The organism is Heyndrickxia sp. MSNUG, assembly GCF_049532715.1.
Lineage (GTDB): Bacteria > Bacillota > Bacilli > Bacillales > Cytobacillaceae > Mesobacillus.
This window is the reverse complement of sequence record NZ_CP150978.1, coordinates 4,075,330-4,097,660: the sequence shown is the minus strand read 5'-3', so window position 1 is coordinate 4,097,660 and position 22,331 is coordinate 4,075,330. Positions and strand designations below refer to the sequence as shown.

Annotated in this window: 32 protein-coding genes; 24 read left to right on the top strand and 8 right to left on the bottom strand. The window is 41.3% G+C overall.

From position 1 onward, the window contains the following. Positions 1-69 precede the first annotated feature (69 nt). On the bottom strand, positions 70-351 hold the full coding sequence (locus AABM38_RS20745; RefSeq protein WP_423408071.1) for a cytosolic protein: 282 nt from the start codon (positions 349-351) through the stop codon (positions 70-72). A 78-nt stretch (positions 352-429) separates the two neighbouring features. Then, positions 430-699 carry a DUF3055 domain-containing protein gene (locus AABM38_RS20740; RefSeq protein ID WP_335374877.1) on the bottom strand — a complete coding sequence of 90 codons (270 nt, stop codon included), beginning with the start codon at positions 697-699 and terminating at the stop codon, positions 430-432. A 359-nt stretch (positions 700-1,058) separates the two neighbouring features. Between AABM38_RS20740 and AABM38_RS20735 the strand changes: the two genes are divergently transcribed. The 3 genes from AABM38_RS20735 to AABM38_RS20725 all read left to right on the top strand — a co-directional run bounded on the left by AABM38_RS20735 (position 1,059) and on the right by AABM38_RS20725 (position 3,945). Then, a complete protein-coding gene (locus AABM38_RS20735) occupies positions 1,059-2,213 on the top strand; it encodes an EAL domain-containing protein (RefSeq protein WP_423408070.1) in 1,155 nt (384 codons plus the stop codon). Positions 2,214-2,234: 21 nt separating this feature from the next. Beyond that, a complete protein-coding gene (locus AABM38_RS20730; RefSeq protein ID WP_423408069.1) occupies positions 2,235-2,672 on the top strand; it encodes a DUF86 domain-containing protein in 438 nt (145 codons plus the stop codon). A gap of 508 nt (positions 2,673-3,180) precedes the next feature. Then, the gene (locus AABM38_RS20725) at positions 3,181-3,945 is read left to right on the top strand and encodes a TIGR01457 family HAD-type hydrolase (RefSeq protein ID WP_423408068.1); all 765 of its coding nucleotides are present in this window, start codon (positions 3,181-3,183) and stop codon (positions 3,943-3,945) included. 154 nt (positions 3,946-4,099) lie between these two features. Here the strand turns inward: AABM38_RS20725 and AABM38_RS20720 are convergent, their stop codons facing one another. Continuing rightward, positions 4,100-4,603 carry a phosphatidylglycerophosphatase A gene (locus AABM38_RS20720; protein ID WP_423408067.1) on the bottom strand — a complete coding sequence of 168 codons (504 nt, stop codon included), beginning with the start codon at positions 4,601-4,603 and terminating at the stop codon, positions 4,100-4,102. 202 nt (positions 4,604-4,805) lie between these two features. On the opposite strand from AABM38_RS20720, the gene yutH reads away from it, so the two are divergent. After that, positions 4,806-5,813: a spore coat putative kinase YutH gene (gene yutH / locus AABM38_RS20715; RefSeq protein WP_423408066.1), complete on the top strand. Its 1,008-nt coding sequence runs from the start codon at positions 4,806-4,808 to the stop codon at positions 5,811-5,813. 87 nt (positions 5,814-5,900) lie between these two features. Beyond that, positions 5,901-6,878 (top strand): 2-hydroxyacid dehydrogenase, encoded by a 978-nt coding sequence (locus AABM38_RS20710; protein ID WP_423408065.1) that lies wholly within the window; start codon positions 5,901-5,903, stop codon positions 6,876-6,878. 114 nt (positions 6,879-6,992) lie between these two features. On the opposite strand, the gene AABM38_RS20705 is transcribed toward AABM38_RS20710, so the two are convergent. Continuing rightward, positions 6,993-7,178 carry a hypothetical protein gene (locus AABM38_RS20705; RefSeq protein WP_423408064.1) on the bottom strand — a complete coding sequence of 62 codons (186 nt, stop codon included), beginning with the start codon at positions 7,176-7,178 and terminating at the stop codon, positions 6,993-6,995. A gap of 338 nt (positions 7,179-7,516) precedes the next feature. On the opposite strand from AABM38_RS20705, the gene AABM38_RS20700 reads away from it, so the two are divergent. From AABM38_RS20700 to thrB, 3 genes are read left to right on the top strand one after another with little or no spacing between them, the layout of a single operon-like run. Beyond that, positions 7,517-8,815: a homoserine dehydrogenase gene (locus AABM38_RS20700; RefSeq protein ID WP_335374883.1), complete on the top strand. Its 1,299-nt coding sequence runs from the start codon at positions 7,517-7,519 to the stop codon at positions 8,813-8,815. Further along, positions 8,812-9,873, top strand: coding sequence for a threonine synthase (gene thrC, locus AABM38_RS20695; protein WP_423408063.1), 1,062 nt, complete (start codon positions 8,812-8,814; stop codon positions 9,871-9,873). Before AABM38_RS20700 ends, thrC begins: the two co-directional genes overlap by 4 nt. Then, entirely contained in the window at positions 9,870-10,805 is a 936-nt protein-coding gene (thrB, locus tag AABM38_RS20690) for a homoserine kinase (protein WP_423408062.1), read from the top strand. The genes thrC and thrB overlap by 4 nt, the downstream gene beginning before the upstream one ends. A gap of 50 nt (positions 10,806-10,855) precedes the next feature. On the opposite strand, the gene AABM38_RS20685 is transcribed toward thrB, so the two are convergent. Continuing rightward, entirely contained in the window at positions 10,856-11,092 is a 237-nt protein-coding gene (locus AABM38_RS20685) for a NifU family protein (RefSeq protein WP_023626615.1), read from the bottom strand. Between the two features lie 152 nt (positions 11,093-11,244). Between AABM38_RS20685 and AABM38_RS20680 the strand changes: the two genes are divergently transcribed. The 4 genes from AABM38_RS20680 (at position 11,245) to AABM38_RS20665 (ending at position 13,410) form a co-directional block, all read left to right on the top strand. Further along, positions 11,245-11,571, top strand: coding sequence for a YuzD family protein (locus AABM38_RS20680; protein ID WP_423408061.1), 327 nt, complete (start codon positions 11,245-11,247; stop codon positions 11,569-11,571). A 640-nt stretch (positions 11,572-12,211) separates the two neighbouring features. Beyond that, positions 12,212-12,685 (top strand): DUF2975 domain-containing protein, encoded by a 474-nt coding sequence (locus tag AABM38_RS20675; protein WP_423408060.1) that lies wholly within the window; start codon positions 12,212-12,214, stop codon positions 12,683-12,685. 16 nt (positions 12,686-12,701) lie between these two features. Further along, complete coding sequence (locus AABM38_RS20670) at positions 12,702-13,181, top strand: DUF2975 domain-containing protein (RefSeq protein ID WP_423408059.1); 480 nt, start codon at positions 12,702-12,704, stop codon at positions 13,179-13,181. 10 nt (positions 13,182-13,191) lie between these two features. Continuing rightward, the gene (locus AABM38_RS20665; protein WP_423408058.1) at positions 13,192-13,410 is read left to right on the top strand and encodes a helix-turn-helix domain-containing protein; all 219 of its coding nucleotides are present in this window, start codon (positions 13,192-13,194) and stop codon (positions 13,408-13,410) included. Between the two features lie 378 nt (positions 13,411-13,788). Here AABM38_RS20665 and AABM38_RS20660 read toward each other — a convergent pair whose 3' ends face one another. The 3 genes from AABM38_RS20660 to AABM38_RS20650 all read right to left on the bottom strand — a co-directional run bounded on the left by AABM38_RS20660 (position 13,789) and on the right by AABM38_RS20650 (position 15,922). Further along, positions 13,789-14,982, bottom strand: coding sequence for a tyrosine-type recombinase/integrase (locus tag AABM38_RS20660; RefSeq protein WP_423408057.1), 1,194 nt, complete (start codon positions 14,980-14,982; stop codon positions 13,789-13,791). Between the two features lie 245 nt (positions 14,983-15,227). Next, positions 15,228-15,452 carry a helix-turn-helix transcriptional regulator gene (locus AABM38_RS20655; RefSeq protein ID WP_423410815.1) on the bottom strand — a complete coding sequence of 75 codons (225 nt, stop codon included), beginning with the start codon at positions 15,450-15,452 and terminating at the stop codon, positions 15,228-15,230. Between the two features lie 107 nt (positions 15,453-15,559). Then, positions 15,560-15,922 carry a helix-turn-helix domain-containing protein gene (locus AABM38_RS20650; protein ID WP_423408056.1) on the bottom strand — a complete coding sequence of 121 codons (363 nt, stop codon included), beginning with the start codon at positions 15,920-15,922 and terminating at the stop codon, positions 15,560-15,562. A 184-nt stretch (positions 15,923-16,106) separates the two neighbouring features. Between AABM38_RS20650 and AABM38_RS20645 the strand changes: the two genes are divergently transcribed. The 12 genes from AABM38_RS20645 to AABM38_RS20590 all read left to right on the top strand — a co-directional run bounded on the left by AABM38_RS20645 (position 16,107) and on the right by AABM38_RS20590 (position 22,311). Then, positions 16,107-16,289, top strand: a complete 183-nt coding sequence (locus AABM38_RS20645) for a helix-turn-helix domain-containing protein (RefSeq protein ID WP_423408055.1) — start codon at positions 16,107-16,109, stop codon at positions 16,287-16,289. Between the two features lie 42 nt (positions 16,290-16,331). Then, positions 16,332-16,601, top strand: a complete 270-nt coding sequence (locus tag AABM38_RS20640) for a hypothetical protein (RefSeq protein WP_423408054.1) — start codon at positions 16,332-16,334, stop codon at positions 16,599-16,601. Between the two features lie 165 nt (positions 16,602-16,766). After that, positions 16,767-17,111: a hypothetical protein gene (locus AABM38_RS20635; RefSeq protein ID WP_423408053.1), complete on the top strand. Its 345-nt coding sequence runs from the start codon at positions 16,767-16,769 to the stop codon at positions 17,109-17,111. Next, positions 17,104-17,277: a hypothetical protein gene (locus AABM38_RS20630; RefSeq protein ID WP_423408052.1), complete on the top strand. Its 174-nt coding sequence runs from the start codon at positions 17,104-17,106 to the stop codon at positions 17,275-17,277. Before AABM38_RS20635 ends, AABM38_RS20630 begins: the two co-directional genes overlap by 8 nt. Positions 17,278-17,320: 43 nt before the next feature. Beyond that, a complete protein-coding gene (locus tag AABM38_RS20625; protein ID WP_423408051.1) occupies positions 17,321-17,530 on the top strand; it encodes a YqaI family protein in 210 nt (69 codons plus the stop codon). 85 nt (positions 17,531-17,615) lie between these two features. Next, on the top strand, positions 17,616-17,795 hold the full coding sequence (locus tag AABM38_RS20620) for a hypothetical protein (RefSeq protein WP_423408050.1): 180 nt from the start codon (positions 17,616-17,618) through the stop codon (positions 17,793-17,795). After that, the gene (locus AABM38_RS20615; protein ID WP_423408049.1) at positions 17,779-17,961 is read left to right on the top strand and encodes a hypothetical protein; all 183 of its coding nucleotides are present in this window, start codon (positions 17,779-17,781) and stop codon (positions 17,959-17,961) included. Before AABM38_RS20620 ends, AABM38_RS20615 begins: the two co-directional genes overlap by 17 nt. 160 nt (positions 17,962-18,121) lie before the next feature. Beyond that, positions 18,122-18,406, top strand: a complete 285-nt coding sequence (locus AABM38_RS20610) for an ERF family protein (protein WP_423410814.1) — start codon at positions 18,122-18,124, stop codon at positions 18,404-18,406. 15 nt (positions 18,407-18,421) lie between these two features. After that, entirely contained in the window at positions 18,422-18,856 is a 435-nt protein-coding gene (locus AABM38_RS20605) for a DUF669 domain-containing protein (protein WP_423408048.1), read from the top strand. Between the two features lie 66 nt (positions 18,857-18,922). Continuing rightward, positions 18,923-21,349: a phage/plasmid primase, P4 family gene (locus tag AABM38_RS20600; protein WP_423408047.1), complete on the top strand. Its 2,427-nt coding sequence runs from the start codon at positions 18,923-18,925 to the stop codon at positions 21,347-21,349. A 269-nt stretch (positions 21,350-21,618) separates the two neighbouring features. After that, the gene (locus tag AABM38_RS20595) at positions 21,619-21,873 is read left to right on the top strand and encodes a hypothetical protein (protein ID WP_423408046.1); all 255 of its coding nucleotides are present in this window, start codon (positions 21,619-21,621) and stop codon (positions 21,871-21,873) included. Continuing rightward, positions 21,874-22,311 carry a hypothetical protein gene (locus AABM38_RS20590; RefSeq protein WP_423408045.1) on the top strand — a complete coding sequence of 146 codons (438 nt, stop codon included), beginning with the start codon at positions 21,874-21,876 and terminating at the stop codon, positions 22,309-22,311. It abuts the gene before it with no gap. The last annotated feature ends 20 nt before the right edge of the window (positions 22,312-22,331 follow it).

Genomic DNA, 22,331 nt, shown 5'->3' with positions numbered 1-22,331 from the left:
ATGTTTATCGGGTCCTCTTCTTACTTGAAAAAAGTTAAGTGGCGATCTGAAACTGAAGTTTCTCAGTTATTAACTGTATGGCGGCTGTTCACTTTCATTTGGATCGTCATGGGTTGGGTGTGCACCAGCTTCCTTGCGCGGCATGCCTTGATGAAGTGATTTGAATTCATAGTTAAAATTACTGTAGGAACGCTGGCCCTCTCTCCATGGCGTACTTTTGCCTTTTACAGGCTCATCCTTCCCGATTGGCGACCCATAAGGTCCGTCTGGCAAATCCTCAGCCGTAATATAATTTCTTTGTTTTTCTACATTGGAAAAATCAGAGTATAGTTCACGGTCTTCATTGCTCATGAATTCACCCCTCTTTGCTTGTTGTCTTGTTAGTATTTCATTGAGAGGGAAAAACAAACAAAGAAGTTAGTGCCAGAACTATATTAGCTGGCGCAAGAACGAGCGAAGTTCTTCAGCATCTTCTTCGGATAGATTGTAGGCATATTCTAAATATCCTTCTTCATCCAAATCATCCTGGCCAATGATCGCGAATTTGCTTCCCTGAATATCAAGGACGATGCTTTTCCCGTAATATCGGCTTGTCTGGATAATGGCAAGGTCAAAGCGCTGGTTTTCACCTAAAAAGCTTACGTAGCGCGTCTTTGTTTCTTCTGTATCATCATATAGAAAAAAACGTTCTTCTGTCATTGTGATCCTCCTAATTAGCTGTCCATATATGTAATTTGTTTATTTTTCCCCATGAGCAGGAATCCATCTTCACTCACCATCTTACCAGAAAACAGATAATTTCTGAATTTATCTGAAAAAAACAAAAATATTTCGCAATACTATATAGGAAAAAAGCTCTATTTTTTAGAAATATGGTACAATAAAGAAAAAGTTCCAGGCATCTTCTGAGAGGATTGAAACCTATGGCCCGCCGCATTACTAGCATTTTAGACAACCTGCTTGGTTGGGGAAAAATAATGTTACCGCATTCAACAATATGCTATTACCCTCCTCAGTTCATATTGCGGAACCCTGTCGTTTCAGGGGTAAAAAAAGCATTGAGCGATGGTTGTGAAGTAGCAGTGATCGCCTATACTAACAAGAATCAGCGAGAGATTGCTGCCCAGCTTGGTGAAGAAAGCTGGAAATATTTTAAGGCATTGAAAAGACACTTTAAAGCAGTCATTGAAGAAGAAATTGAAAAGCAGGACATGATCGTCTTGCATGATTACTATAGCGACAGCTTAAGTCTGTTTATAAGGATCGATCACAACAGGCATTGTATATCTGAAATCGATACGAAAATGAAGAAGATTCTCAGGGAAGCAGAAAGCAGACTTTTCCATGAGTATCCTACTGTGCAGGCAGTTTTTGATACAGGCTATATTTTTATCGATAAATCGGTTGGTTCTATACATGAAGCCGTATTAAAGGCTCATCAGCAGGCGTTTGCGATGGCAGAGAAACGAATTCAATCTGAATTTAATGAAATGGTTTATGAAATGAACAAAATCATATCACAAAGAAAAATAAAGCTTCTCGCACAGCCGATCATCGATGTTGCCTCAAAGGAAATCAGGGCATGGGAAATGCTGACGCGCGGACCCGAGGGAACGGCCCTGGAAAGTCCATTACAGCTGTTCTCAGTAGCGAGACAGACAAATATGCTGTATGAGCTGGAAATGATTGTGCTCAGCAAAACGCTGGAACAAATTACTTTGACAGGCTGCACGCATGATATTTTTATTAATTTTACACCGATCACACTTGGTAATTCACGGTTTGTCCGTGACATGAAGACAATGATGCAATCGTATAAAAACATCAAGCCAAGTCAAATCACATTTGAAATTACCGAGAGAGACTCGATTGAGGGAATCGAAAATTTTATCTATAATATAAAGGTATTAAGAGGTATGGGGATCAAGATTGCAGTCGATGATACAGGAGCAGGTTACGCGAGCTTAAATACCATCAGTGAAATCATGCCGGACGTTATAAAAATCGACCGTTCTGTCATTCAGAACATCGATAAGAATTCCGTTAAGGAGTCAATGCTGAAAGGTTTGCTGCTCGTAGCCAAGGAAGCAGGTTCCATTGTCGTAGCCGAAGGGATCGAGAGCGAAGAAGAGGCCTCTGTTCTATCAAGGAATAAGGTTGAATTGGCACAAGGTTACTTTTATGCCCGTCCTGGATTACTCAAAACCGTCTAGCATCTGTATGAGGTGATAAAAATGTACTTTGTTGACAGAGAACAAATCGAAACAACATTGCAATTTTTAGAAACGCAAGTAAACTTTTTCGAAACTCATGATTCATGGGAAACACCTATGGAGAAGGCTGCTCTTGAACGTTTGGGACATACAATGATCGAAGCCGTGCTAGATGTTGGAAATGCCATGATTGATGGTTTCATCATGCGTGACCCAGGAAGCTATGAAGACATCATTGATATTTTGGATGATGAAAAAGTCGTCACTGCAGAAATGAGCGAAGGCTTGAAAAAGATCGTTCTGTTTAGGAAGATGCTGGTGCAGCAATACACTGCAGTTGACCATGACGCATTAAAAGCGTCCTTTGCAGCAGAGCTGCCCCTATTGAAGCTTTTTTCAGAAAAAGTACGAGCATACTTAATCAATGAACTAGGCCCCGTATCAGCTTTTAAAAAGTAGCAGAATAAAGGAGACCGTAAACTGCGGTCTCTTTTTCCATTTGATTAAGAAGAATGAAGACCGAATGGCACAGCAATGGTTAGAGGGAGATATGGAGAAGGCTGCGAGGACAACTGAAGAGGAGAATTGCTCAATGAGTTGTTATGGGAAAGCTTACGAGAACAACTCAAGAGGGGAAAATGCTCAATGAGTTGTTATGGGAAAGCTTACGAGAACAACTCAAGAGGGAAAAATGCTCAATGAGTTGTTATGGGAAAGCTTACGAGAACAACTCAAAGAGGAAAAACACGCAATGAGTTGTTATGAGAACTTACGAGAAAAACTCAGCAGGAAAATCATGCTACGATTTGTTATGAGGAAGCGTACGAGAACACCGACTGGTTGATTCCATTGTTTAAGCCCGGCTTGAAACATATGTATTCTCTAATAACAGGCTTCGTTCTTTGCACTTATGCGAATGCTTTTATAAAATAGTATTTCGGGTACGATAATGTTAGGAGTGATCACCATGAAAAAATATAAAGGTTATTTGATCGATTTAGATGGAACCATGTACAGGGGTTCCGAGAGAATAGAAGCAGCTTCTGATTTTGTAAAAAGGCTGATTGAGGCAGAGATTCCTTATTTATTCGTAACGAATAATTCCTCCCGCACACCGGCGCAGGTTGCTGAAAAGTTAAGGAGCTTTGATATCCCCACGACTGAGGAGCAGGTTTTTACAACTAGTCAGGCAACTGCAAACTATATTTATGAGCAAAAGCCAGATGCAACCGTTTATGTGATCGGTGAAGAGGGCATCCAAACCGCGATTGAGGAAAAAGGTCTGCAATTCGCAGGGGAAGACGCTGATTTCGTAGTTTCAGGCATTGACCGTGGAATTACATACGAAAAGCTTGCGGTTGGCTGTCTAGCCGTCCGGAACGGTGCAACATTCATCTCCACAAATGGGGATATCGCCATCCCGACAGAGCGCGGCTTGCTGCCAGGGAATGGTTCATTGACATCGGTTATTGCCGTTTCAACCCAAACCAAGCCGATCTTCATCGGAAAACCGGAGTCTGTCATCATGGAACAGGCCTTGAAGGTACTGGGCACCAACAAAGAAGAAACGCTGATGGTGGGGGATTACTACGATACGGATATCCTCGCAGGAATGAGAGCAGGCATGGATACGCTCCTGGTGCATACAGGAGTGACAACAAGAGAGCTCCTGAAAGGTTATCAGGAAATGCCAACCTATACAGTTGATTCATTGGATGAATGGGAAGTATGAAAAAAAGGGACTTGCGGCTAAAATGCTGCAAGTCCCTTTGTGTATTTTCCCAAGCTTATAATAGAACACTTTTTTAGTTCGTGTTTCAATCACCCTCATCGGAGACGCTGGGATTTAGGCCATCAATATGCTCCTAGAATCCTAGAACAGTTCCTTACTCAATATTCGCTGCTCTATGTGCCAGACGGCTTGATGCGGCTGCCGCGACAGCTCCGACAATGTCGTCAAGGAATGTATGACATTTTCCGGAGGCTTTGTCATTTAACTTTTCTAAAATACCTGGTTTTTGCTTATCAATGTACCCATAGTTTGTAAAACCAATGGAACCGTATATGTTAACAATTGAGAATGCGAGGATCTCATCTATTCCGTAAAGACTTTCATCTGTTTCGATAATCGATTGAAGCGGTTCTCCAAGCTTCTTTTCCTCAGCAAGAATATCGAGCTGAATTCCAGTAAGGATGGCATTCTGAACCTCCCGCTTTGCAAGAACCCGTTCTACGTTTGCAATACAGTCATCCATTTGCAGATCAGGGTGATATTTTTCCTGAAGGTAAAATACCAGCTCAGCAATATCCTGTATTTCAACACCGCGTTCATGAAGCCATTTTCGTGCTGTTTCCTCTGTCATATGGATTGCGCGTTTTTTTTCTAACATCTGCATCACCTTTCTTGTTTTGATTGCAGCCTCTAATAACCTATTTATCCTAAATTATTCTGTGTAATCCTTTTGGTGATAGGTATTCGCTCCTTTAAATCATTTCCAGAATGATACCACTTATTCATTTCATTGTTCACACAAGTTTTTAAATGACTGACATATATTTGTTAGAGAGTGGTCTTGAAATGAGGTGGCAAAAATGCTTCAAAGGATGTTAAAAGAAGTATATGGGATTTCTGCGGATTCAGAAGTATCTCTTGGAAGATATCATGGATATAAGCAAAATGAGGGTCTTTATTTAATTATGAATGCAAATGGATTAAAGGAGCAAGAAATAAGCGAGCTTGCGAAAATAGCGGATCATATGCAAAGTTTTGGAGACCGCAATGTTTCAAAGCTGCTGGCTGACAAGGAAGGCAGGCAAATCTGTGATTGGCAGGGAAGTAAATATTGTGTCCTTCAAAACCGTGCGTCCCCTATCCCTGATGGAATGAAAACTGGCAGGAAGTTAGCAAAGTTTCATTTCAGGGGCAGGCAGATTCCTTTCAAAGTCGAAAGCCTCAACAGGGTTGGACAGTGGAAACAGCTTTGGGAAAAAAGGCTGGACCAAATGGAACAAGTATGGAGCGGCAAGCTATACAGTGAACCGGAAAGCGATTTTGAACGGATGTTTCTCGAATCATATCCTTATTACATGGGTTTGGCCGAAAATGCGATTCAATATCTTACTGATACCGAAATTGATGATAAGCCGACTAAGATTGATCATGGTACAGTCTGTCATGAGCGTTTTACCAATACAGTCTGGAGGGGAACTTATTTTGTTAAAAACCCATTTGACTGGGTATTTGACCATGCAAGCCGGGATTTAGCTGAATGGGTAAGAGAAAGTTATTTTACGAATATCCAGACCAGCCAGCCTCATATTAAAAACTTTCTGTCTGACTATCAAAGCATGACAGTATTATCCCCTTTTTCCTGGAGGCTTCTTTACGCGCGATTGCTGTTTCCGCTTCATTATTTTGAAACAGTTGAAAATTATTATATCACGCAATCAGAACAGACGAGAAACCAGCTAGAAGATCAAATGGCAAAGTATTTAAAACAAAGCAGCGATCATGAAAAGTTTTTAAGCAATTTTTATCAGCTTTGCGAGGCACCTATCAAAGCAGCTAAACTGCCTGGCGTTGATTGGTTATTACGGTAATCGAAATTTATTACCTGAAATGGGAGCGATATGTGGTAGAATAAAATTATTCTATTATATTAAACGCTTACATGAAGGAGACTGTTCATGAAACCATATGTGTATATCACCAGAAAACTTCCGGAAGAAACGATTGCTGAAATGACCGCTCATTTTGACGTGAAAATGTGGGATCATGAAGATATCCCTGTACCTAGAGAAGTTTTATTAGAGGAAGCAAAAAAGGCCAGCGCCTTGATTACGATGCTTTCTGATAAAGTGGACGCAGAACTGCTAACAGCTGGGGATAACCTTAAAATTGTCGCCAATCTGGCAGTAGGCTATGATAATATCGATCTGGAGACAGCAACAAAGCGCGGAATCCATGTCAGCAATACACCGGATGTTTTAACAGAAACAACTGCGGACCTGACTTTTGCTTTACTGATGGCCACTGCAAGACGAGTTGTGGAAGCTGCCGAGTATGTGAAGGCTGGGAAGTGGGAGAGCTGGAGTCCCTATCTGCTTGCAGGACATGATATCTACTCAAAGACAATCGGGATTGTCGGCATGGGAAAAATCGGCGAGGCTGTAGCTCGCAGGGCAAAAGGGTTTGGTATGGATATTCTGTACCATAACCGCTCCAGAAAAATGGATGCTGAAATGGAATTCGGTGCAGAGTACAGTTCATTTGAAGAACTTGTCTCCAAGGCGGATTATGTTGTATCCCTGGCACCGCTGACTGCGGAAACAAGAAATTTATTTACAGCAGATGTTTTTACTAAAATGAAAAAAAGCGCCATTTTTATTAATGTAGGGCGCGGCCCGGTTGTGGACGAGCAGGCATTGTATGAAGCGCTTGTTGATGGTGAGATTGCAGCAGCCGGTCTCGATGTTTTCGTGAAGGAACCCATTTCTGCAGATCATCAGCTGCTGAAGCTGCCAAACGTGGTTGCATTGCCCCATATTGGCAGCGCGAGTACGGAAACCAGAACAGCGATGATCAAGCTTTGCTGCACAAATGTTAATGCAGTGTTATCTGGAGACAGACCAAAGACGATCGTGAATAAAGAAGTGCTACGTTAAGAGCAAAAGAGCTTTTCCTTTTAAACAGGGAAGGCTCTTTTTAATTGATAAGAAAGTATAAAATTCACTTCGAAAATTGTCCAGCTCCAGCGCCTAGCCCCTCGAGTCGCTTGTCTAGCTGCGGCTCCTAACTCCTCGAGACGCTTGTCTAGTTTCGCCTCCTAGAAACTCCGAAACTTCAACTCCGCCGGCAGAAGCAAAAAGCGCTTCTTTGTCGGAGTCTCCAGTTTCTGCGTTTCTGGGCAGTCGGCTACACATTTCGGTTTCGGTCCTGCCAATGAAGTCAAAAAGCGACTTCACTGTCAGGACCTCCGACGGACACGATGTTCTAGTGCCGACGTTGCCATAGGACGTGGTGATTTTAGTCGGCCAGCGCTTGTCGGACTTGCACAGGACGTGCTGACGGCGACGTTGCCACAGGACGTGGCGTAGTTAGTCGCCGTTCCATTAACAAGGCGCTTGCGCTTTTCTATTTGAAAAATTCAAAATTTTTCTACCTAGAGCCTCATATGATTAAGCGTTTACATGAAAATGCCTCTTTAAAAAATCCTTGTAAAAGAAGGTTAAGAAAATTATAATGTCTACTATATATAAACACTTGTTCTTTTATAGCGGACAGTAGGAGAGGGGAAGAAAAAATGCAGGTTATCTCAATTGGACTTCTAGGATTAGGCACAGTAGGCTCGGGGGTAGTGAAAATTATTGAAAACCATCAGGATAAGCTGATGCACCAGGTCGGCTGTCCGGTGAAGGTGAAGAAAATCCTCGTACAGGATCCTGTAAAGGAAAGAACAGTGAAGGTCGATTCTTCTCTCTTGACGGTGAATCCAGCTGACATTATCGATGACCCGGAAATTGATGTCGTGATAGAGGTAATGGGCGGCATCGAAAATACGCGTGAACATTTACTTGAAGCATTAAAAATGAAAAAAAACGTTGTGACAGCGAATAAGGACTTAATGGCCGTTTATGGTTCAGAGCTATTGACGGCTGCGCATGAAAACGGGTGTGACCTATTTTTTGAAGCGAGTGTTGCTGGGGGTATCCCGATTTTAAGGAGCCTTGCAGAAGGCCTTGCATCAGACAGGATTACAAAGATGATGGGAATCGTTAATGGTACGACTAACTATATTTTAACAAAGATGAGCCAGGAAGGTCTAGCTTATGAATCGGTGTTAAAAGAAGCCCAAAGGCTTGGTTATGCGGAAGCAAATCCAGCTTCAGACGTAGAGGGCCTGGATGCAGCGAGGAAGATGGCGATCATGGCGTCGTTAGGATTTTCAATGAAAATCGACCTTGATGACGTCAAGTTTAAAGGGATTACTGAGATAACTGAAGAAGACCTCCAATATGGCAAGCAGCTTGGTTACACAATGAAGCTGCTGGGGATTGCCCATCGCGAGGATGATAAGGTAGAGGTAAGTGTCCAGCCCGCTCTTTTGCCGAATTCACACCCGCTAGCTTCTGTCCATAACGAATACAATGCTGTCTATGTTTATGGCGAGGCAGTCGGTGAAACGATGTTCTACGGTCCTGGTGCAGGAAGTCTGCCCACAGCGACCGCTGTTGTTTCAGACCTTGTTGGAGTAATCAAGAACATGCGCTTAGGCGTCAATGGATGCTCTTCCGTAACACCTCAATATCAAAAGCAGCTAAAAGACGATGGCGAAGTGCATTCAAAGTATTTCCTCCGTTTGCATGTACATGATGAGGTTGGTGTATTCGCGGAAATTACATCGCTTTTTTCCAACTATAATGTAAGCTTTGAAAAGATTCTCCAGATGCCTTTAAAAGAAGAAGAACTAGCTGAAATTGTTGTGGTAACACACAACGCTTCTCTAAGAAACTATGAAGATATTTTAATGCAGCTACGTGATCTTCCTGTTGTTAAAGAAATCAAAAGTTCCTACAGAGTCGAGGGGAGTGTCAGTGCATGAGGTGGCGCGGCCTGTTGAGTGAATACAAAGAGTTCCTGCCAATCAATGAGAATACCCCAATACTTACGCTAAATGAAGGGAATACACCATTAATCAGGCTGGATCGGCTCTCAGAGGAGTGGGGGGTTGACCTGTTCGCGAAAGTAGAGGGAGCCAATCCAACGGGTTCTTTTAAAGATCGTGGGATGGTTATGGCGGTCGCCAAAGCAAAGGAGGAAGGCAGCGGGACCGTCATTTGCGCATCCACTGGAAATACATCTGCCTCTGCGGCTGCTTATGCAGCTAGAGCAGGCTTGCGGTGCATCATTGTCATTCCCGAAGGTAAAATTGCCATGGGTAAGCTTGCGCAGGCAGTGATGTATGGCGCGAGCATCGTTTCAATTGAGGGAAATTTTGATGAAGCATTAAGAATGGTTAGAGCCATCAGCGCGACAGAACCTGTCACTCTTGTGAATTCGGTGAACCCATATCGTCTAGAAGGACAGAAAACAGCTGCGTTTGAAATCTGCGACCAGCTTGGGGAGGCACCAGAAATTTTGGCAATCCCTGTTGGCAACGCGGGGAATATCAGTGCGTATTGGAAGGGATTCAAAGAATATCATGCTATGAAGGGCACTGGCCTTCCTCGTATGTTTGGATTTGAGGCTGAGGGTGCAGCGGCAATCGTCCAGGGCAGTCCAATTGACCAGCCGGAAACCATTGCTACTGCAATCCGGATTGGCAATCCAGCGAGCTGGGATTTAGCCGTCAATGCGAAGCAGGATTCGAATGGAGAAATTGATTTCGTTACTGATGAAGAGATTCTGCAGGCATACAGTAAACTAGCGTCTGCGGAAGGGATCTTTGCCGAGCCGGCCTCTTGCGCGTCACTTGCTGGCATTCATAAGCTTTTACAGCGTGGAGAGATTCCTCAGGGCTCCAGAATCGTGGCTGTTTTGACCGGCAATGGATTAAAGGACCCTGCTACTGCCATCGATATCAGCTTGATTTCGCCAGTGGTACTGCCTAATGATGAACAACTCGTCAGCGAGCATATCAGGGGAGTTGTCCGTCAATGAAGGCAACAGCTGGAGAAAGTGTCTCCTCTTCTAAAAAGCAAGCTGTTACGGTAAAAGTGCCTGCAAGCTCAGCTAACCTTGGCCCTGGTTTTGATTCAGTTGGTGTCGCATTGAGCTTATATTTGGTTTTGCAAGCAAAGAGGAGTGCCAGCTGGGAAATTACCCCGTTATCGAGTGCTTTAAAGGATTTTCCCAGAGACGAACAAAATTATATTTCGCAGATTGCCATCAATACCGCGAGGATGTACAAGCAGGAAATGCCTGCTTTGAAGGTTTCGATTAAAAGTGATATTCCGCTTGCGAGGGGCCTGGGATCGAGTGCAGCTGCGATTGTGGCGGGTATTGAGCTGGCCGATGTGTTTTGCGGTCTGCAGCTGAGCCGCCAGGAGAAATTGCGGATTGCGACAAAGATGGAAGGACACCCCGATAATGCAGGGGCTTGCCTGTTTGGCGGGTTTGTCGTTGGCAGCGATGTTGGCGATGAAGTGAACCTAACTAGATTGGTTTGCATTGATTTTGATCCAGTTCTCGTTGTGCCACACCAAGAACTACTTACGGAAGCATCACGCGATGTGCTGCCAGGAGTGGTTGATTTTAAACGCGCCGTGCAGGCAAGTGCGATCTCAAACCAGCTGCTTGCGGCCTTGATGACTCAGCAATGGGAGCTTGCCGGAAAAATGATGGCTGCTGACCTGTTTCATCAGCCATATAGGAAAGATCTCGTCCCATTTTATGAGGAAGTGCAGGAAAAAGCGGCCGAGTATGGAGCGTTTGGTGTTGCGTTAAGCGGTGCCGGCCCTTCGCTGCTTTGCCTCGCTGAACCTGGGAATGGCGCTGCGTTAGCTAAGGCTCTGCAAAATGATCTTTCGAGATTTGAGATTCACCGGCTTAAGATTGATAAGGACGGGTGTCAGGTTTCTTTTGAAAAATAAAAAAAAGCGGTTTTGCCGGCAAAGGCAAAACCGCTTTGTATTTATGGTCATTAGAATACCTGTTCAACCTCTACAACACCAGGTACTTCTTCTAGAAGTGCGCGTTCAATTCCAGCTTTAAGTGTGATAGTGGAGCTCGGGCAGCTGCCGCATGCACCAAGCAGGCGAAGTTTTACAATGCCGTCCTCAACGTCAACTAATTCACAGTCTCCTCCATCACGAAGAAGGAATGGGCGCAATTTATCTAATACTTCTTGTACTTGCTCAAACATTTGTTGTTCAGTCATGCAAATCGACTCCTTTCATAATACTTATTATAATCACATCAGCCAGAAAAATCTATTGAATAAACTGAAAATCCACTAAACAACAGTTTTTTCCTTATGCAACCTTACCATCCTATAGTAAAATAAAAGAAAATACCAGGGGGTAATTGATAATGGAGCAAAAACAGGTCGAAATTGTCGTTTACGGTGCGGCAGTACTGTGCCCGAGCTGCGTCAACATGCCATCATCAAAAGAGACATATGAGTGGCTTGAAGCTGCCATCAGCCGCAAATATACCGATCAGCCATTTAAAATCACTTATGTTGATATATACAATCCTCCAGCAGAGCAAGACAAGAAAGAATTTGCCGAAAGAGTGATTGAAGAGGATATGTTTTACCCTGTCGTCCTGCTTGAAGGCAAGATTGTCGGCGAAGGGAACCCGAAGTTGAAGACAATTTATTCTGAGCTCGAGAAATATGGGTATGTTTCGGCATAAAAGAGAAGTATTCCAAAATAAGTGGTTCACCTTTGGAGTACAAAAAATAAAAAAACACTAAAGATACACGAAATCGTCAATGATTTCGTGTGTCTTTTTTTGTTGTTATATCAGTATTATAGCCAATATTAATCTATAATTCGTATGTAATTCCGTATGCCAGATCGTAAGACTGAAATTTCCATTGGAGCCTTACGATTTAAGTGCTAAAACAGGTGTGGAAATAAGAACGGTAGTTTGGTGACTCGCAATGAGATATTTGAAGCCAAAAGGTTTAAATTATTCCATCCAATATAATTATTGCATTAATCCTTTTCGTCATTATTATTTACTTAAATAAAGGCTCTGTTAAAGCTGAATGTTGATTTTAAACCCTGTTGATTGTAGTGGAAGGCGCGAAGACTCCTGCGGGCACAGCTGGACAGATGAGACCCCGCAGGAGCGAAGCGACGAGGAGGCTCAGCGCCAGCCCCGCGGAAAGCGAAGCGCCTGGAACGGAAATCAACAGCCTTGTTTAACAGAGCCTAAATAAAAAGGATATATCAAAAATAATATAATGTAATTCAATATTAATTTATTGTAAAACAATAAATGAAGAGCTAAAATAATGTTATCATCTTAAATAAGTGAGGTGTTTTAAATGAATGGTCAACGAGGTTCAGCTATTTTCTTAAAGGTAATTATTTTTCTTGTTGGAATTGCAGTGCTTACTTTGTGCATTTATTGGATGCCTGTTTTAACCATTAGAGATATAAAAGCACATCCAGGTGGGGATTACTCGCTATACCCCCTTTTAGTATGTGCGTATGGAATCTGTATTGCATTTTCTTTTACGCTGTTTCAAGTATATAAACTATTAACCTTTATCGAAAGGAACAATGCTTTTTCGGAGTCATCTCTTAAATCTTTAAAGGTTATAAAAAAATGTGCTTTTACAGCCATTTTCTTCATTGTGTTAATGATAATAAGCTTAAAGGTGATTTCTAGTATCTCAGGAGATGATTCAGCAGGTCCTATATCGGTAAGTCTGATTTGTATTTTAGCAACAAGTATTATCATAGCTGTTGTGGACGTACTTCAAAAGCCGTTAAAAAGTTTCCTAGATAAAATATAAAAAAGAGGTATTACAAATGAAAAATGCATCCACATTGTTTTTAAAATTAGCGGTTATTCTTATGGGAATTGCAACTCTTGCATTGTGCATATTTTTAGTGCCTAAGTTCGGGAATTTTGCTGGAGAATTGTATCAAGATATTGCTTATATAAAATATCTCGTTTTCATCGTGATGTATGGAGCGGCTGTGCCTTTTTACTTTGCTCTCTATCAGGCTTTCAACCTTTTACGGTACATTGACGAAAAGACAGCGTTCTCGGAATTATCTGTAAAGGCGTTAAAATACATAAAGTGCTGTGCGATTACAATAAGTTGTTTGTATGTATTAGGTTTGCCACTCTTTCATTTTATAGCGAAGAAAATTGACTCTCCTATAGGAATAATGGGACTCATCATCATTTTTGCCTCGTTGGTTATCGCCGTTTTTGCTGCTATCCTCCAACGGCTTCTACAAGAAGCAATTAACATAAAATCAGAAAATGCTTTAACGATTTGAGGTGGAGGATATGGCAATTATTATTAATATTGATGTGATGTTAGCAAAACGAAAAATGAGCGTAACAGAGCTTTCGGAGAAGGTTGGGATTACTATGGCGAATCTTTCCATTCTGAAAAATGGGAAAGCCAAAGCGGTTCGTTTTTCAACATTAGAAGCGATATGTAAGACTTTGGATTGTCAGCCAGGTGATATTTTGGAGTACAGAAGCGACGAAGACACTCAATAAAAACAGACAACAAATTTATTTAACGGGAGTCGATAGAGAATTTAAGGGATATTCATTAAGCTATCCCTTCTTTGCGTTTATTGATGTTATTGACTCAGAGAATTCCATTTAGAATATTAATTTGGCGAAAATCTCATTTTTCTGGCGGAAATTTAAGTTTAGTGGCGAAGTTCACAACTTATTTGGCGAACTGGAAAAAACGAATGATATTTTCCAGATTGCAAAATGAAAACCCGGACACATATGCCCGGGTTCCATCAAAAATCATCCATTATGATACTTGTACTGGTGAATGTATGAAAAACCGTTGATTTATCAATGATTGTGGAGGACTTGTCCGAAAAACACCGCCCATCCACCGCCTAAATTTTAAAAAACCTACCGATTGATTAAGTCCCCAAATAATGAACCGATTTTGTCAGCTGCATCGAGCTTCATTTTCTCTGTAACATGAGTATATACTGATAATGTGGTTTTAGCGTCTGAGTGACCTAACCGCTGCATAATTGCCCGCAGATCTACGCCAGCTTCCGTCAGCAAGGAAGTGTGAGTATGGCGCAAGATATGCGGGTGTAGTTTTTTCTTTACTCCTTTTTCTATGAGCATCTTTTCCAGTCGCTTCATTCGATAGTGAACAAACCTCGGTGACATAGGATGGCCATCTTCCCTGGTGATTAAAAATTCTGCATCATGCCATAATAAACGAATCTTCATTTTCTGTTCATTTTGCCTTTGTTTGTGTCGTTTCAATAACTGAGCTATTTGATCATCAAAGCTTATTTTCCTGATAGATGTTTTCGTTTTAGGAGTAAGAAGTTTGTATTCTTCCTTTTTCCCTTCAATGTTGTAAATGGTTTTCGTGATACTTAATTCCTTCGCTACAAAATCAACATCTGACCACTTTAACGCGAGTAATTCTCCCACACGCATTCCAGCGAAAGCTAAAAGAGTGAAGATAATATCATCATTCAGTAATCCTTTTTCATCTATTAAGGAAAGTAATCTTTTTAATTCGTCTTTTTCTAGATATGATGCGGCTATTTCATCTGTTTCAATTTGTTCTATTGTAACTTTAGCTTTTGGCAAAATCGCAGTATCAGCTGGAGAAGATTTGATAATGTCCCATGTGACTGCTTGTTTAAATATATTCTTTGCAGCAGCGTGAGCCGAATAAATGGTATTCAAAGAATATCCGTCTGTTTCCATCTGATCCAGCACGTTCTGATACATCTTCCTGGTGATTGTCCTTACTTCAACCTTGGCAATATATTTCTTGAACCTTTTAACGTGGTACTCACGAGCTTTTTGAGTGCTGTGCTTCATATTCTTTTTGTGAGTTTTTAGCCACTCTTCAGCCAGCTGCTCAAAGGTAATCCTGCTCTGTGATGGGTCTGTAGTTAATCCATACTCGGTGACCTCTTTCATTTTTCGTTCGAGCTTTGACCTGGCTTCACCTTTTGTTTTACCTGTGGCAGATACCCTTTTGCGCTTGCCTGTGACTGGATCCTTAGGGAGTTCATCAAAACATTCCCATACATCGCCTTTTTTTCTTTTCACCTTACGGAAAAACATACGATGCCTCCTAAAAAATTTCTATTTTATGGTTTTAATTATAGAACGTTTGTTCGTTTTTATGGTATACTTATTTTATCAAATATGAAAAATGTCGTAACATGGCGAAAGAAATTTCGACAATCGTGACAAATTTCATTGGAAGCGGATTAAGTGATAGTGTAAAATTGGTACAAATGTATATTTATTCAAAAAGTAAGTCTTATGACTGACTGGAAGCTGTGAGCAGACATAAAGTCTACCCTTTATTGCCTCTTATTTCTGTCGTCCACAAGTACCCACTCATATAAATCGGTTATATCACACTTGACAATAAAAGCTATATTTTTAGCCGTCACTAGGCTCATTATCCTTTTATTAGTCGTGTATGAATTGATTTGCTGTCTGGTTACGCCCAATTGTTCTGCTAATTCTTGCTGTGTCATGCGTACTTGTAAAAGTCGGTCAGATAAGAGGCATTTACCGACCACAAAGTACAATTACGCTCATCACCTTTGCTTGGGGGAAATTTGATGAAAGAAACTATTGACCTTGCACACTTTGTAGAAGAGTTGAAAAAGCTAATCGAAAAGACGGATCAGCCAGATGGTTTAGTAGAACGGAAATAGCGGATTAACCTAATCGCTTCTTCTATTTCTTCTTCAGTTGCTTCCTTGCCATCTACGACAAAGTTAAATTTTTCTCGCAGATCGGAAGGCTCCAACTTGCCATCCACGAGTAACTTGCCTTCCGGCTCTGTAAACCCTTCTCCAAAAAAGTAAGTCGGACTAATATTGTACACTTCGGTTATCTTCTTTAATAACTCCACAGATGCACCATAAATCCCACGCTCTACCTTAGATAGATTGCTCCAGTCATAATCCACCTTTGAAGCTAAGCTTTTCAATGTATCTTTATGTTCTTTTCTAATATTCTTTATCTTTTGGCCTATGTTGTCCATCTAACATCACCCCCTATATCATTATAACGAATTGGTTTGACAAACCAAATGTAATTTAATCCCCCAATGTGCAAATTTGTTAAAATAACCAAAAAAAGTGTTGACTTGGTTAGTATAACCAATTATACTCAAGTTATAAGTTGGTTAATTGAACCAATAAATCAATATTAAGGGGGTACGGTATATGAAAAATAATATCGCAGCCATCCGTCAGCAGAAGAATCTTCAGCAAAAAGAACTTGCTGAGATAGTCGGCATCGGGAATGATTGGCTTTGCGACATTGAAAAGGGAAAGGGTAAACCTAGTATGGATTTACTGGAAAAACTTGCAAATGCTTTAAAATGTGAAATTCGTGATTTTTTTTAATCTCTAATTGGTTAAAACAACCAATAATGGCGGTGAGACTTTATGCTGAGTATCCATTTTGATGAAAGAGCAATCGAAGAACAGTTTTTAAATGAGCTGAGAAAGAAGCTCGAACACATTGAACGCAGACACACTTTCTGGGATATGAAGGAGCTTATGCGCCAAACGAACATGGGAGAAAACAGCATAAAGGAAAAATTCTTCTATGATGAAAGATTCCCAAAGCACAAGGTAGGCGGTAAGTGGTATTTCCCAGCTGCAGAGTGTGAAACGTTCCTGCTCCAGTGGATCAAGGAGCAACCAACTAATTAAAAGGAGGCGAAAGCACAATGAGAGCTGTACCAGGTAGAGAAATCAACCACACATTTGAATGGATTTACTCAGGTATCTTCTTCGGCCTTATGACATTGGTGATTGTGTTTAGTTCGATTGCTGGGAACTAAGGACTCAAATAGCTCACTAAGGAAGGAGATTAATATGAGTGTAAAACAAACTCACTATGTAATGTTGGGAATTGATATAGGTTTTTATGATAGCGAAAAATTGTATGAAGGGCTTGAACCTTATATGGAAGAAGGCGGGGAAATATTCTGCCTTTATGATGGAATGAACGGAGAGTATATCATCTTGGGGGAGATATTACACAAAGGCGACGACTACCATGGAATGGACTTAAAAAAGCACACCATAGGACACTTGGAAGCTGTGTCTAAAGATGTTTACCGAATCGCAAAACGTGTTATGGCAGAAATCTTCCAAAAAGAAAGTGATGAAATCAAAATGGTAAAACCTTCGCTAATCATGGTGACACATCATGAATAACGATAAAACGACCTACTTCAAGGTTTGGTGGAATAATGTTCAAGTTGGTCAAAGATTTCAAACAAAGAAAGACGCAGAGAAATACATCAGTCAAATGAGGATTAAAAACTGGGAAATTGTTGAGTTTAACAGTGATTTAGCTGTTGTTAATAGATGGACTGCTTAGTGAACATTCCGTTGAAACACTCCACTTGAAAGGTGGTGAGAACATGGAGCACCCGGCTATAACTCGCACTCTACGCACTGGTTATCCCACTAACGTTATTGAACAGCCGGAACATTGTGGCACAGATTATTTTGACTCAGAAATTTTAGAAGGCGATGACATTATCATCGATGGCGAGGAACAAATTTTAAAAGAAAATTTAGAACGATATTTAAAGGAAGTCTACGGAATGCAATTCCAGACAATAAAATAGCCACTGCTGCGAACAGTGACTAAACAAATCTAACCAACTCCATTTTAACGGTTTTCCGTTTGGGAGTAAATAGGAGGTCAGCGCATTGTACTTTGAAACGAAACACAAAACAGTATTCAGTCCACGCAATAACCAATTAGAGCCATTTTACAGCGCGCTAGAAAAGTATGCACCAGTGCTGGGTGACAGTCGTGTGTTTGAGGACTTAATAGAAGTATATGAAACTCTTGATTCACAGGAGCAAGACGATGCAGCACGTAATTGACGAACTGCAAAAAAGCTTGAAATATCACAATCGCCAGTTGAAGGATAACGAGCATGAGATTCAATCCAAAAAGGAATCGATTGCTTCATTGGAAGAAAGAAACGCTAACCATGAAGAAGCGATCAAGCAAATCGAGGACCATTTGAACCAAATCAGAAACTCATAGGAGGTAAATGGAGGGGAGACACAATGTTAATCTCAGATTCCATCGTAAATATATCTAAAGCCATGCTCGCGGTACAGTCCAATTTAGTTCAACCAAAACGGACCGCAGAGAACCCCTTTTTAAAAGTCGATATGTCACCCTAGATGGCACAGTCAATGCAATCAAAGAATTGTGTTCGGAAAATGGGATTTCTTACACGCAATCGATTGTCAGCTCTGATGCTGGCATAGGTGTTCAAACGATGATTATGCATATCAGTGGAGAGTACATCATCCACGAGCCATTCTATCTCCCAGTAGCGCAGAAAACAGCACAAAGCGGAGCTAGCAGTGCAACTTATGCAAGACGATACGCACTAAGCGCAGCCTTTGGAATAGTCGCAGATGAAGATGATGATGGCAATTTTGCAAGTAGGCCAAAAGAAGAAAAAAACTTAGATTTCTAAAGGAGAAGATGACAAATGATAAAGCTAAATCTTAACAAGGACGCTAACAAGGAATTTGAACAAATCACTGCTGGGGATTATGAAGTAACTGTTTTGAATTTTGAAACTAAAAAAGTAGGTGACAAGAATGTTATCTCAGTAGATTACGAGATTCGTTCTGATGTGGATCAGGAGTTCAAGGGCCAGAAAATCCGTTTCGATGATTTCTTCTGCACCGAGCGCGCATTGTGGAAAATTGAAAATGCTTCAATCGCTGCTGGCTTCACTGAAGAGGAAGCAACATTTGAAAAGTACACTGAGTGGGCTAAGCGTTATGTCGGTAAAAACCTTTTAGTGAACGTTGGTTTACGCGAACACAATGGCAAGTATTATCCAGAGGTAAAGAAATACATGCCAACTGCACATCCTGTGGGTGAAATTGAAGTCTCAGATGATTCGGTTCCATTCTAAAAAATCCGTAGAAAGCTGAAACGAAGGGGGGCGGAAATGCTCCCTTTTCTGAAAGGGAGTCAGCTAATGAACTTAAACTTTAAACAAATACCACAAGAACTTGTGGCTGCCCCTCAATGGATTCTCTGGAGGTCAGAGGAAAGGGGCGGCAAAAAAACCAAAGTTCCATATCAAGTTAATGGCACACTGGCGCAGTCGAACAATAAACACACCTGGTCCTCATTCTCGGCTGTCCGGTATGCCTTTGATTCTGGTGAATATGACGGAATCGGATTCATGTTTTCAAAAGAAGATCCATTCATCGGGATTGACATTGATAAGTGTGTAGTAGATGGGGAACTTTCCATGATGGCTGAAGAAGTGGCAGAACTGATCAGCAGTTACACAGAAATGTCACCGAGTGAACAGGGCATCCACATCATTGTCAAAGGTGAACTGCCTGAATATATCGCTGGAACAGGAAAGAAGAATCCTGAACTCGGTTTGGAAGTGTACAGGCATGGCCGATACTTCACATTCACCGGCAATCACCTTCCAGGCACAGAGAGAAGTGTGGAAGAGAGGACCGAAGAACTGCAAATCCTATTCGATAAATTCTTCGCTGAAAAGAAGAAGCGTGCAGGAAAAGTCGTAAAAGTCGAACGTACTTCCGAAATTACTAACCTATCAAACTCTGAGTTGTGGCTGAAAATGTTCAAGAGCAAGAACGGCAGCAACATTAATGATTTATACAATGGCCAGCTTATCAACGGTGATCACTCTTCCTCAGACCTTGCCTTATGTAACCACTTAGCCTTCTGGACAGATAAAGACTCTTCAAAGATGGACAGCCTTTTCAGGGAAACAGCTTTATATCGTGAAAAATGGGACAAGCGACATTCATCCGATGGAAGAACATACGGTGAAATGACGATTGACAATGCCATTCAATCTACTTCATCCACAATTTCGGATTTTCAGCCAGAAAAACCTTTTGAGATTTACATATCAAAGGAGACAGAAGAAATTGAAGATGAAGAAGAAGTTGAGGATCCTAAGACACCATTCTTTCATTTGACTGAACTGGGGAACGCTGAACGGATTATCTTCTATCATGGCGAAAACCTACGCTTCTGTAACGAACTGGAGTGGCTCATATGGAATGGCAAGGTGTGGGAAGAGGATAGCAAGAGGGAGATTGAACAAATCGCGGCTAAGACCTTTAGAGCGTTATATCAGGAGTCCAGAACTGTGGACGATGAATCTAGACAGAAACAACTTTACGAATGGGCAAAGAAGTGTGAAAGGCGGTCTGTTCGTATCAACAGTATACTCGATGCCCGGCCTATGGTATCGGTGAAGAAAACAGAGTTTGATGCTCATAAGTATCTATTCAACTGTGATAACGGAGTTATCGACTTAAAAACAGGGAAGCTGCTCCCCCACGACAGAGAGCTGCTTCTCACAAAGATTTCTCGGATTTCCTACAATCCAGAGGCTGAGTGTCCGAATTGGACAACCTTCCTCAACAGTATATTCAAAGATTCAGACGGAAATACCAACTTTGAATTAATTAATTTTCTCCAGAAGGCGGTAGGTTATACGCTCACTGGTGACATAACTGAACAAGTAATGTTTTTCCTTTATGGAACAGGTCGAAACGGAAAATCAACTTTCATTAATACAATTCAAACCTTACTTGGTGATTATGGCCGCCAGACGAACAGCGACACCTTCATCAAGAAGAAGAACGACACTGGGATCAACAATGATATTGCCAGGTTAGACGGTGCAAGATTCGTCTCAGCTGTGGAAAGTGAAGATGGCCAGCAGTTGTCGGAGTCGTTGGTAAAGCAAATTACAGGTGGAGAGAAAATGTCAGCTCGATTCCTCAGACAAGAGTTTTTCGAGTTTACACCTGAGTTTAAGGTATTCTTCACGACTAACCACAAGCCGATTATTCGAGGAAGTGACGAAGGGATCTGGCGCAGGATTCGATTAATACCTTTCACTTACACAGTGCCGAAGGAGCAAATCGACAAACACTTACCTGAAAAGATTGCTGCAGAGTTGCCCGGCATTCTTCGCTGGGCTGTGGAAGGCTGTCTGATGTGGCAGAAGGACGGATTAGGCGAACCCGCTTCAGTACGTGAAGCTACAGAAGGATATCGAAATGAAATGGATATCATCGGGCCTTTCTTCCAAGAGATGTGCCTGATCAACCCGCTAGCGAAGGTGGAGGCTAAAAAACTCTACGATGAATACAAAAGATGGTGTTTTGATAACGGTGAAATTGAACTGAAAAACAGAGCATTTTACCGACAACTCGAAAGCCGAGGATTCAAAAAAGGAAATGGCGCAAAGAACAAAATTTACTTCTTTGGAATCGGCTTACAAAGCAACCCAGGGTTCTCAGATGCAGATGGGGTTAACGAAAGGGTTAACGAACTTTCTAAAGATGAAGAGTTTATTAACCCACATAATGTGACCTCGATAAATCGAAAAAAGCTTTGAAACCATTGATATGACTAGCTTTCTATTAATCTTTAATGATTTATTAATTGTAAATAAATGTAAAAAGGTTAATAAGGTTAACGAATTTCCCTGTTCCATTCCCATGAGCAAAATACCATAAAAATTCACGAAATAGTGTTTATGACGCTGGTAATAGAAAAATCGTTAACCTCGTTAACCCGTAACGCTCAATCCCTTGTGGCTGTAAGGCTCAGGTTGGGTTAATTAATTAACCTGTTTATTAACCCTCTAAAAAAGGTGGGAAAAACTTGAAAAACTACACTGACATTAAAGCTTACATGACAGAATTTATCAAATCGCATTGCATTGTTGTTCCAGAAGGAAAAGTCGAAGCCAAAGAACTTTATTATAAATGCTGGCAACTCAGCGGTTTATCGGCTGAAGCATTTGTAGGGAATAGAACACTCTTCGCGGTGGTTGAAGAATTAGGATATCCAAAAAAGAGGTCAAGCAAAAACAAAGTGTACTTTTATGGTTTGACACTAAAAAAAGAAGGTGAGTAAATGCACCCGAAAACGATAATTTCAGATTTTAAGAGTCTAGGAGCTTCATTCTCTGTGGAAGGTGATGAACTTTACATCAATAATCCAGCGAACATCTACCCAGAGCTTGAAGAACTGGCCAAGGGAAACAAATCACGTATTGTCACGTATTTAAAAGGCGAATACAGCGATAAAGAACACAACGTAAAACAAACCATTGATAAGATCGTAGATTTCTACAGAGAAGGCTGCAGAATCGATAGCAAGATTAATGACTGGTTGCAGAATGATGTGGAAGGATTAAATCTTGTTATGGATTTGGTGGTTGAGTTTTCCCGGAACGGTTGGACGCTTGTTGATCCAGTTTGTAACTTTGAAAATAAAATAACGGATGAAATGTCCAAGGAGATTTACGAAAGAGCGATGACTTACTTCAAGAAGGGAGCTGCAGCAGGGTGAACGCACTCTCTTATAAATTC

What these genes read in the sequence shown, in the direction of transcription:
- thrC (WP_423408063.1), top strand. Translation starts at nt 8,812, where the DNA reads ATGAGGTGGCGCGGCCTGTTGAGTGAATACAAAGAGTTCCTGCCAATC.
- yutH (WP_423408066.1), top strand. Translation starts at nt 4,806, where the DNA reads ATGCTTCAAAGGATGTTAAAAGAAGTATATGGGATTTCTGCGGATTCA.
- AABM38_RS20680 (WP_423408061.1), top strand. Translation starts at nt 11,245, where the DNA reads ATGGAGCAAAAACAGGTCGAAATTGTCGTTTACGGTGCGGCAGTACTG.
- AABM38_RS20720 (WP_423408067.1), bottom strand. Translation starts at nt 4,603, where the DNA reads ATGTTAGAAAAAAAACGCGCAATCCATATGACAGAGGAAACAGCACGA.
- AABM38_RS20590 (WP_423408045.1), top strand. Translation starts at nt 21,874, where the DNA reads ATGCACCCGAAAACGATAATTTCAGATTTTAAGAGTCTAGGAGCTTCA.
- AABM38_RS20710 (WP_423408065.1), top strand. Translation starts at nt 5,901, where the DNA reads ATGAAACCATATGTGTATATCACCAGAAAACTTCCGGAAGAAACGATT.
- AABM38_RS20725 (WP_423408068.1), top strand. Translation starts at nt 3,181, where the DNA reads ATGAAAAAATATAAAGGTTATTTGATCGATTTAGATGGAACCATGTAC.
- AABM38_RS20615 (WP_423408049.1), top strand. Translation starts at nt 17,779, where the DNA reads ATGCAGCACGTAATTGACGAACTGCAAAAAAGCTTGAAATATCACAAT.
- AABM38_RS20675 (WP_423408060.1), top strand. Translation starts at nt 12,212, where the DNA reads ATGAATGGTCAACGAGGTTCAGCTATTTTCTTAAAGGTAATTATTTTT.
- AABM38_RS20645 (WP_423408055.1), top strand. Translation starts at nt 16,107, where the DNA reads ATGAAAAATAATATCGCAGCCATCCGTCAGCAGAAGAATCTTCAGCAA.
- thrB (WP_423408062.1), top strand. Translation starts at nt 9,870, where the DNA reads ATGAAGGCAACAGCTGGAGAAAGTGTCTCCTCTTCTAAAAAGCAAGCT.
- AABM38_RS20730 (WP_423408069.1), top strand. Translation starts at nt 2,235, where the DNA reads ATGTACTTTGTTGACAGAGAACAAATCGAAACAACATTGCAATTTTTA.
- AABM38_RS20640 (WP_423408054.1), top strand. Translation starts at nt 16,332, where the DNA reads ATGCTGAGTATCCATTTTGATGAAAGAGCAATCGAAGAACAGTTTTTA.
- AABM38_RS20635 (WP_423408053.1), top strand. Translation starts at nt 16,767, where the DNA reads ATGAGTGTAAAACAAACTCACTATGTAATGTTGGGAATTGATATAGGT.
- AABM38_RS20740 (WP_335374877.1), bottom strand. Translation starts at nt 699, where the DNA reads ATGACAGAAGAACGTTTTTTTCTATATGATGATACAGAAGAAACAAAG.
- AABM38_RS20650 (WP_423408056.1), bottom strand. Translation starts at nt 15,922, where the DNA reads ATGGACAACATAGGCCAAAAGATAAAGAATATTAGAAAAGAACATAAA.
- AABM38_RS20700 (WP_335374883.1), top strand. Translation starts at nt 7,517, where the DNA reads ATGCAGGTTATCTCAATTGGACTTCTAGGATTAGGCACAGTAGGCTCG.
- AABM38_RS20605 (WP_423408048.1), top strand. Translation starts at nt 18,422, where the DNA reads ATGATAAAGCTAAATCTTAACAAGGACGCTAACAAGGAATTTGAACAA.
- AABM38_RS20665 (WP_423408058.1), top strand. Translation starts at nt 13,192, where the DNA reads ATGGCAATTATTATTAATATTGATGTGATGTTAGCAAAACGAAAAATG.
- AABM38_RS20630 (WP_423408052.1), top strand. Translation starts at nt 17,104, where the DNA reads ATGAATAACGATAAAACGACCTACTTCAAGGTTTGGTGGAATAATGTT.
- AABM38_RS20660 (WP_423408057.1), bottom strand. Translation starts at nt 14,982, where the DNA reads ATGTTTTTCCGTAAGGTGAAAAGAAAAAAAGGCGATGTATGGGAATGT.
- AABM38_RS20685 (WP_023626615.1), bottom strand. Translation starts at nt 11,092, where the DNA reads ATGACTGAACAACAAATGTTTGAGCAAGTACAAGAAGTATTAGATAAA.
- AABM38_RS20670 (WP_423408059.1), top strand. Translation starts at nt 12,702, where the DNA reads ATGAAAAATGCATCCACATTGTTTTTAAAATTAGCGGTTATTCTTATG.
- AABM38_RS20600 (WP_423408047.1), top strand. Translation starts at nt 18,923, where the DNA reads ATGAACTTAAACTTTAAACAAATACCACAAGAACTTGTGGCTGCCCCT.
- AABM38_RS20745 (WP_423408071.1), bottom strand. Translation starts at nt 351, where the DNA reads ATGAGCAATGAAGACCGTGAACTATACTCTGATTTTTCCAATGTAGAA.
- AABM38_RS20625 (WP_423408051.1), top strand. Translation starts at nt 17,321, where the DNA reads ATGGAGCACCCGGCTATAACTCGCACTCTACGCACTGGTTATCCCACT.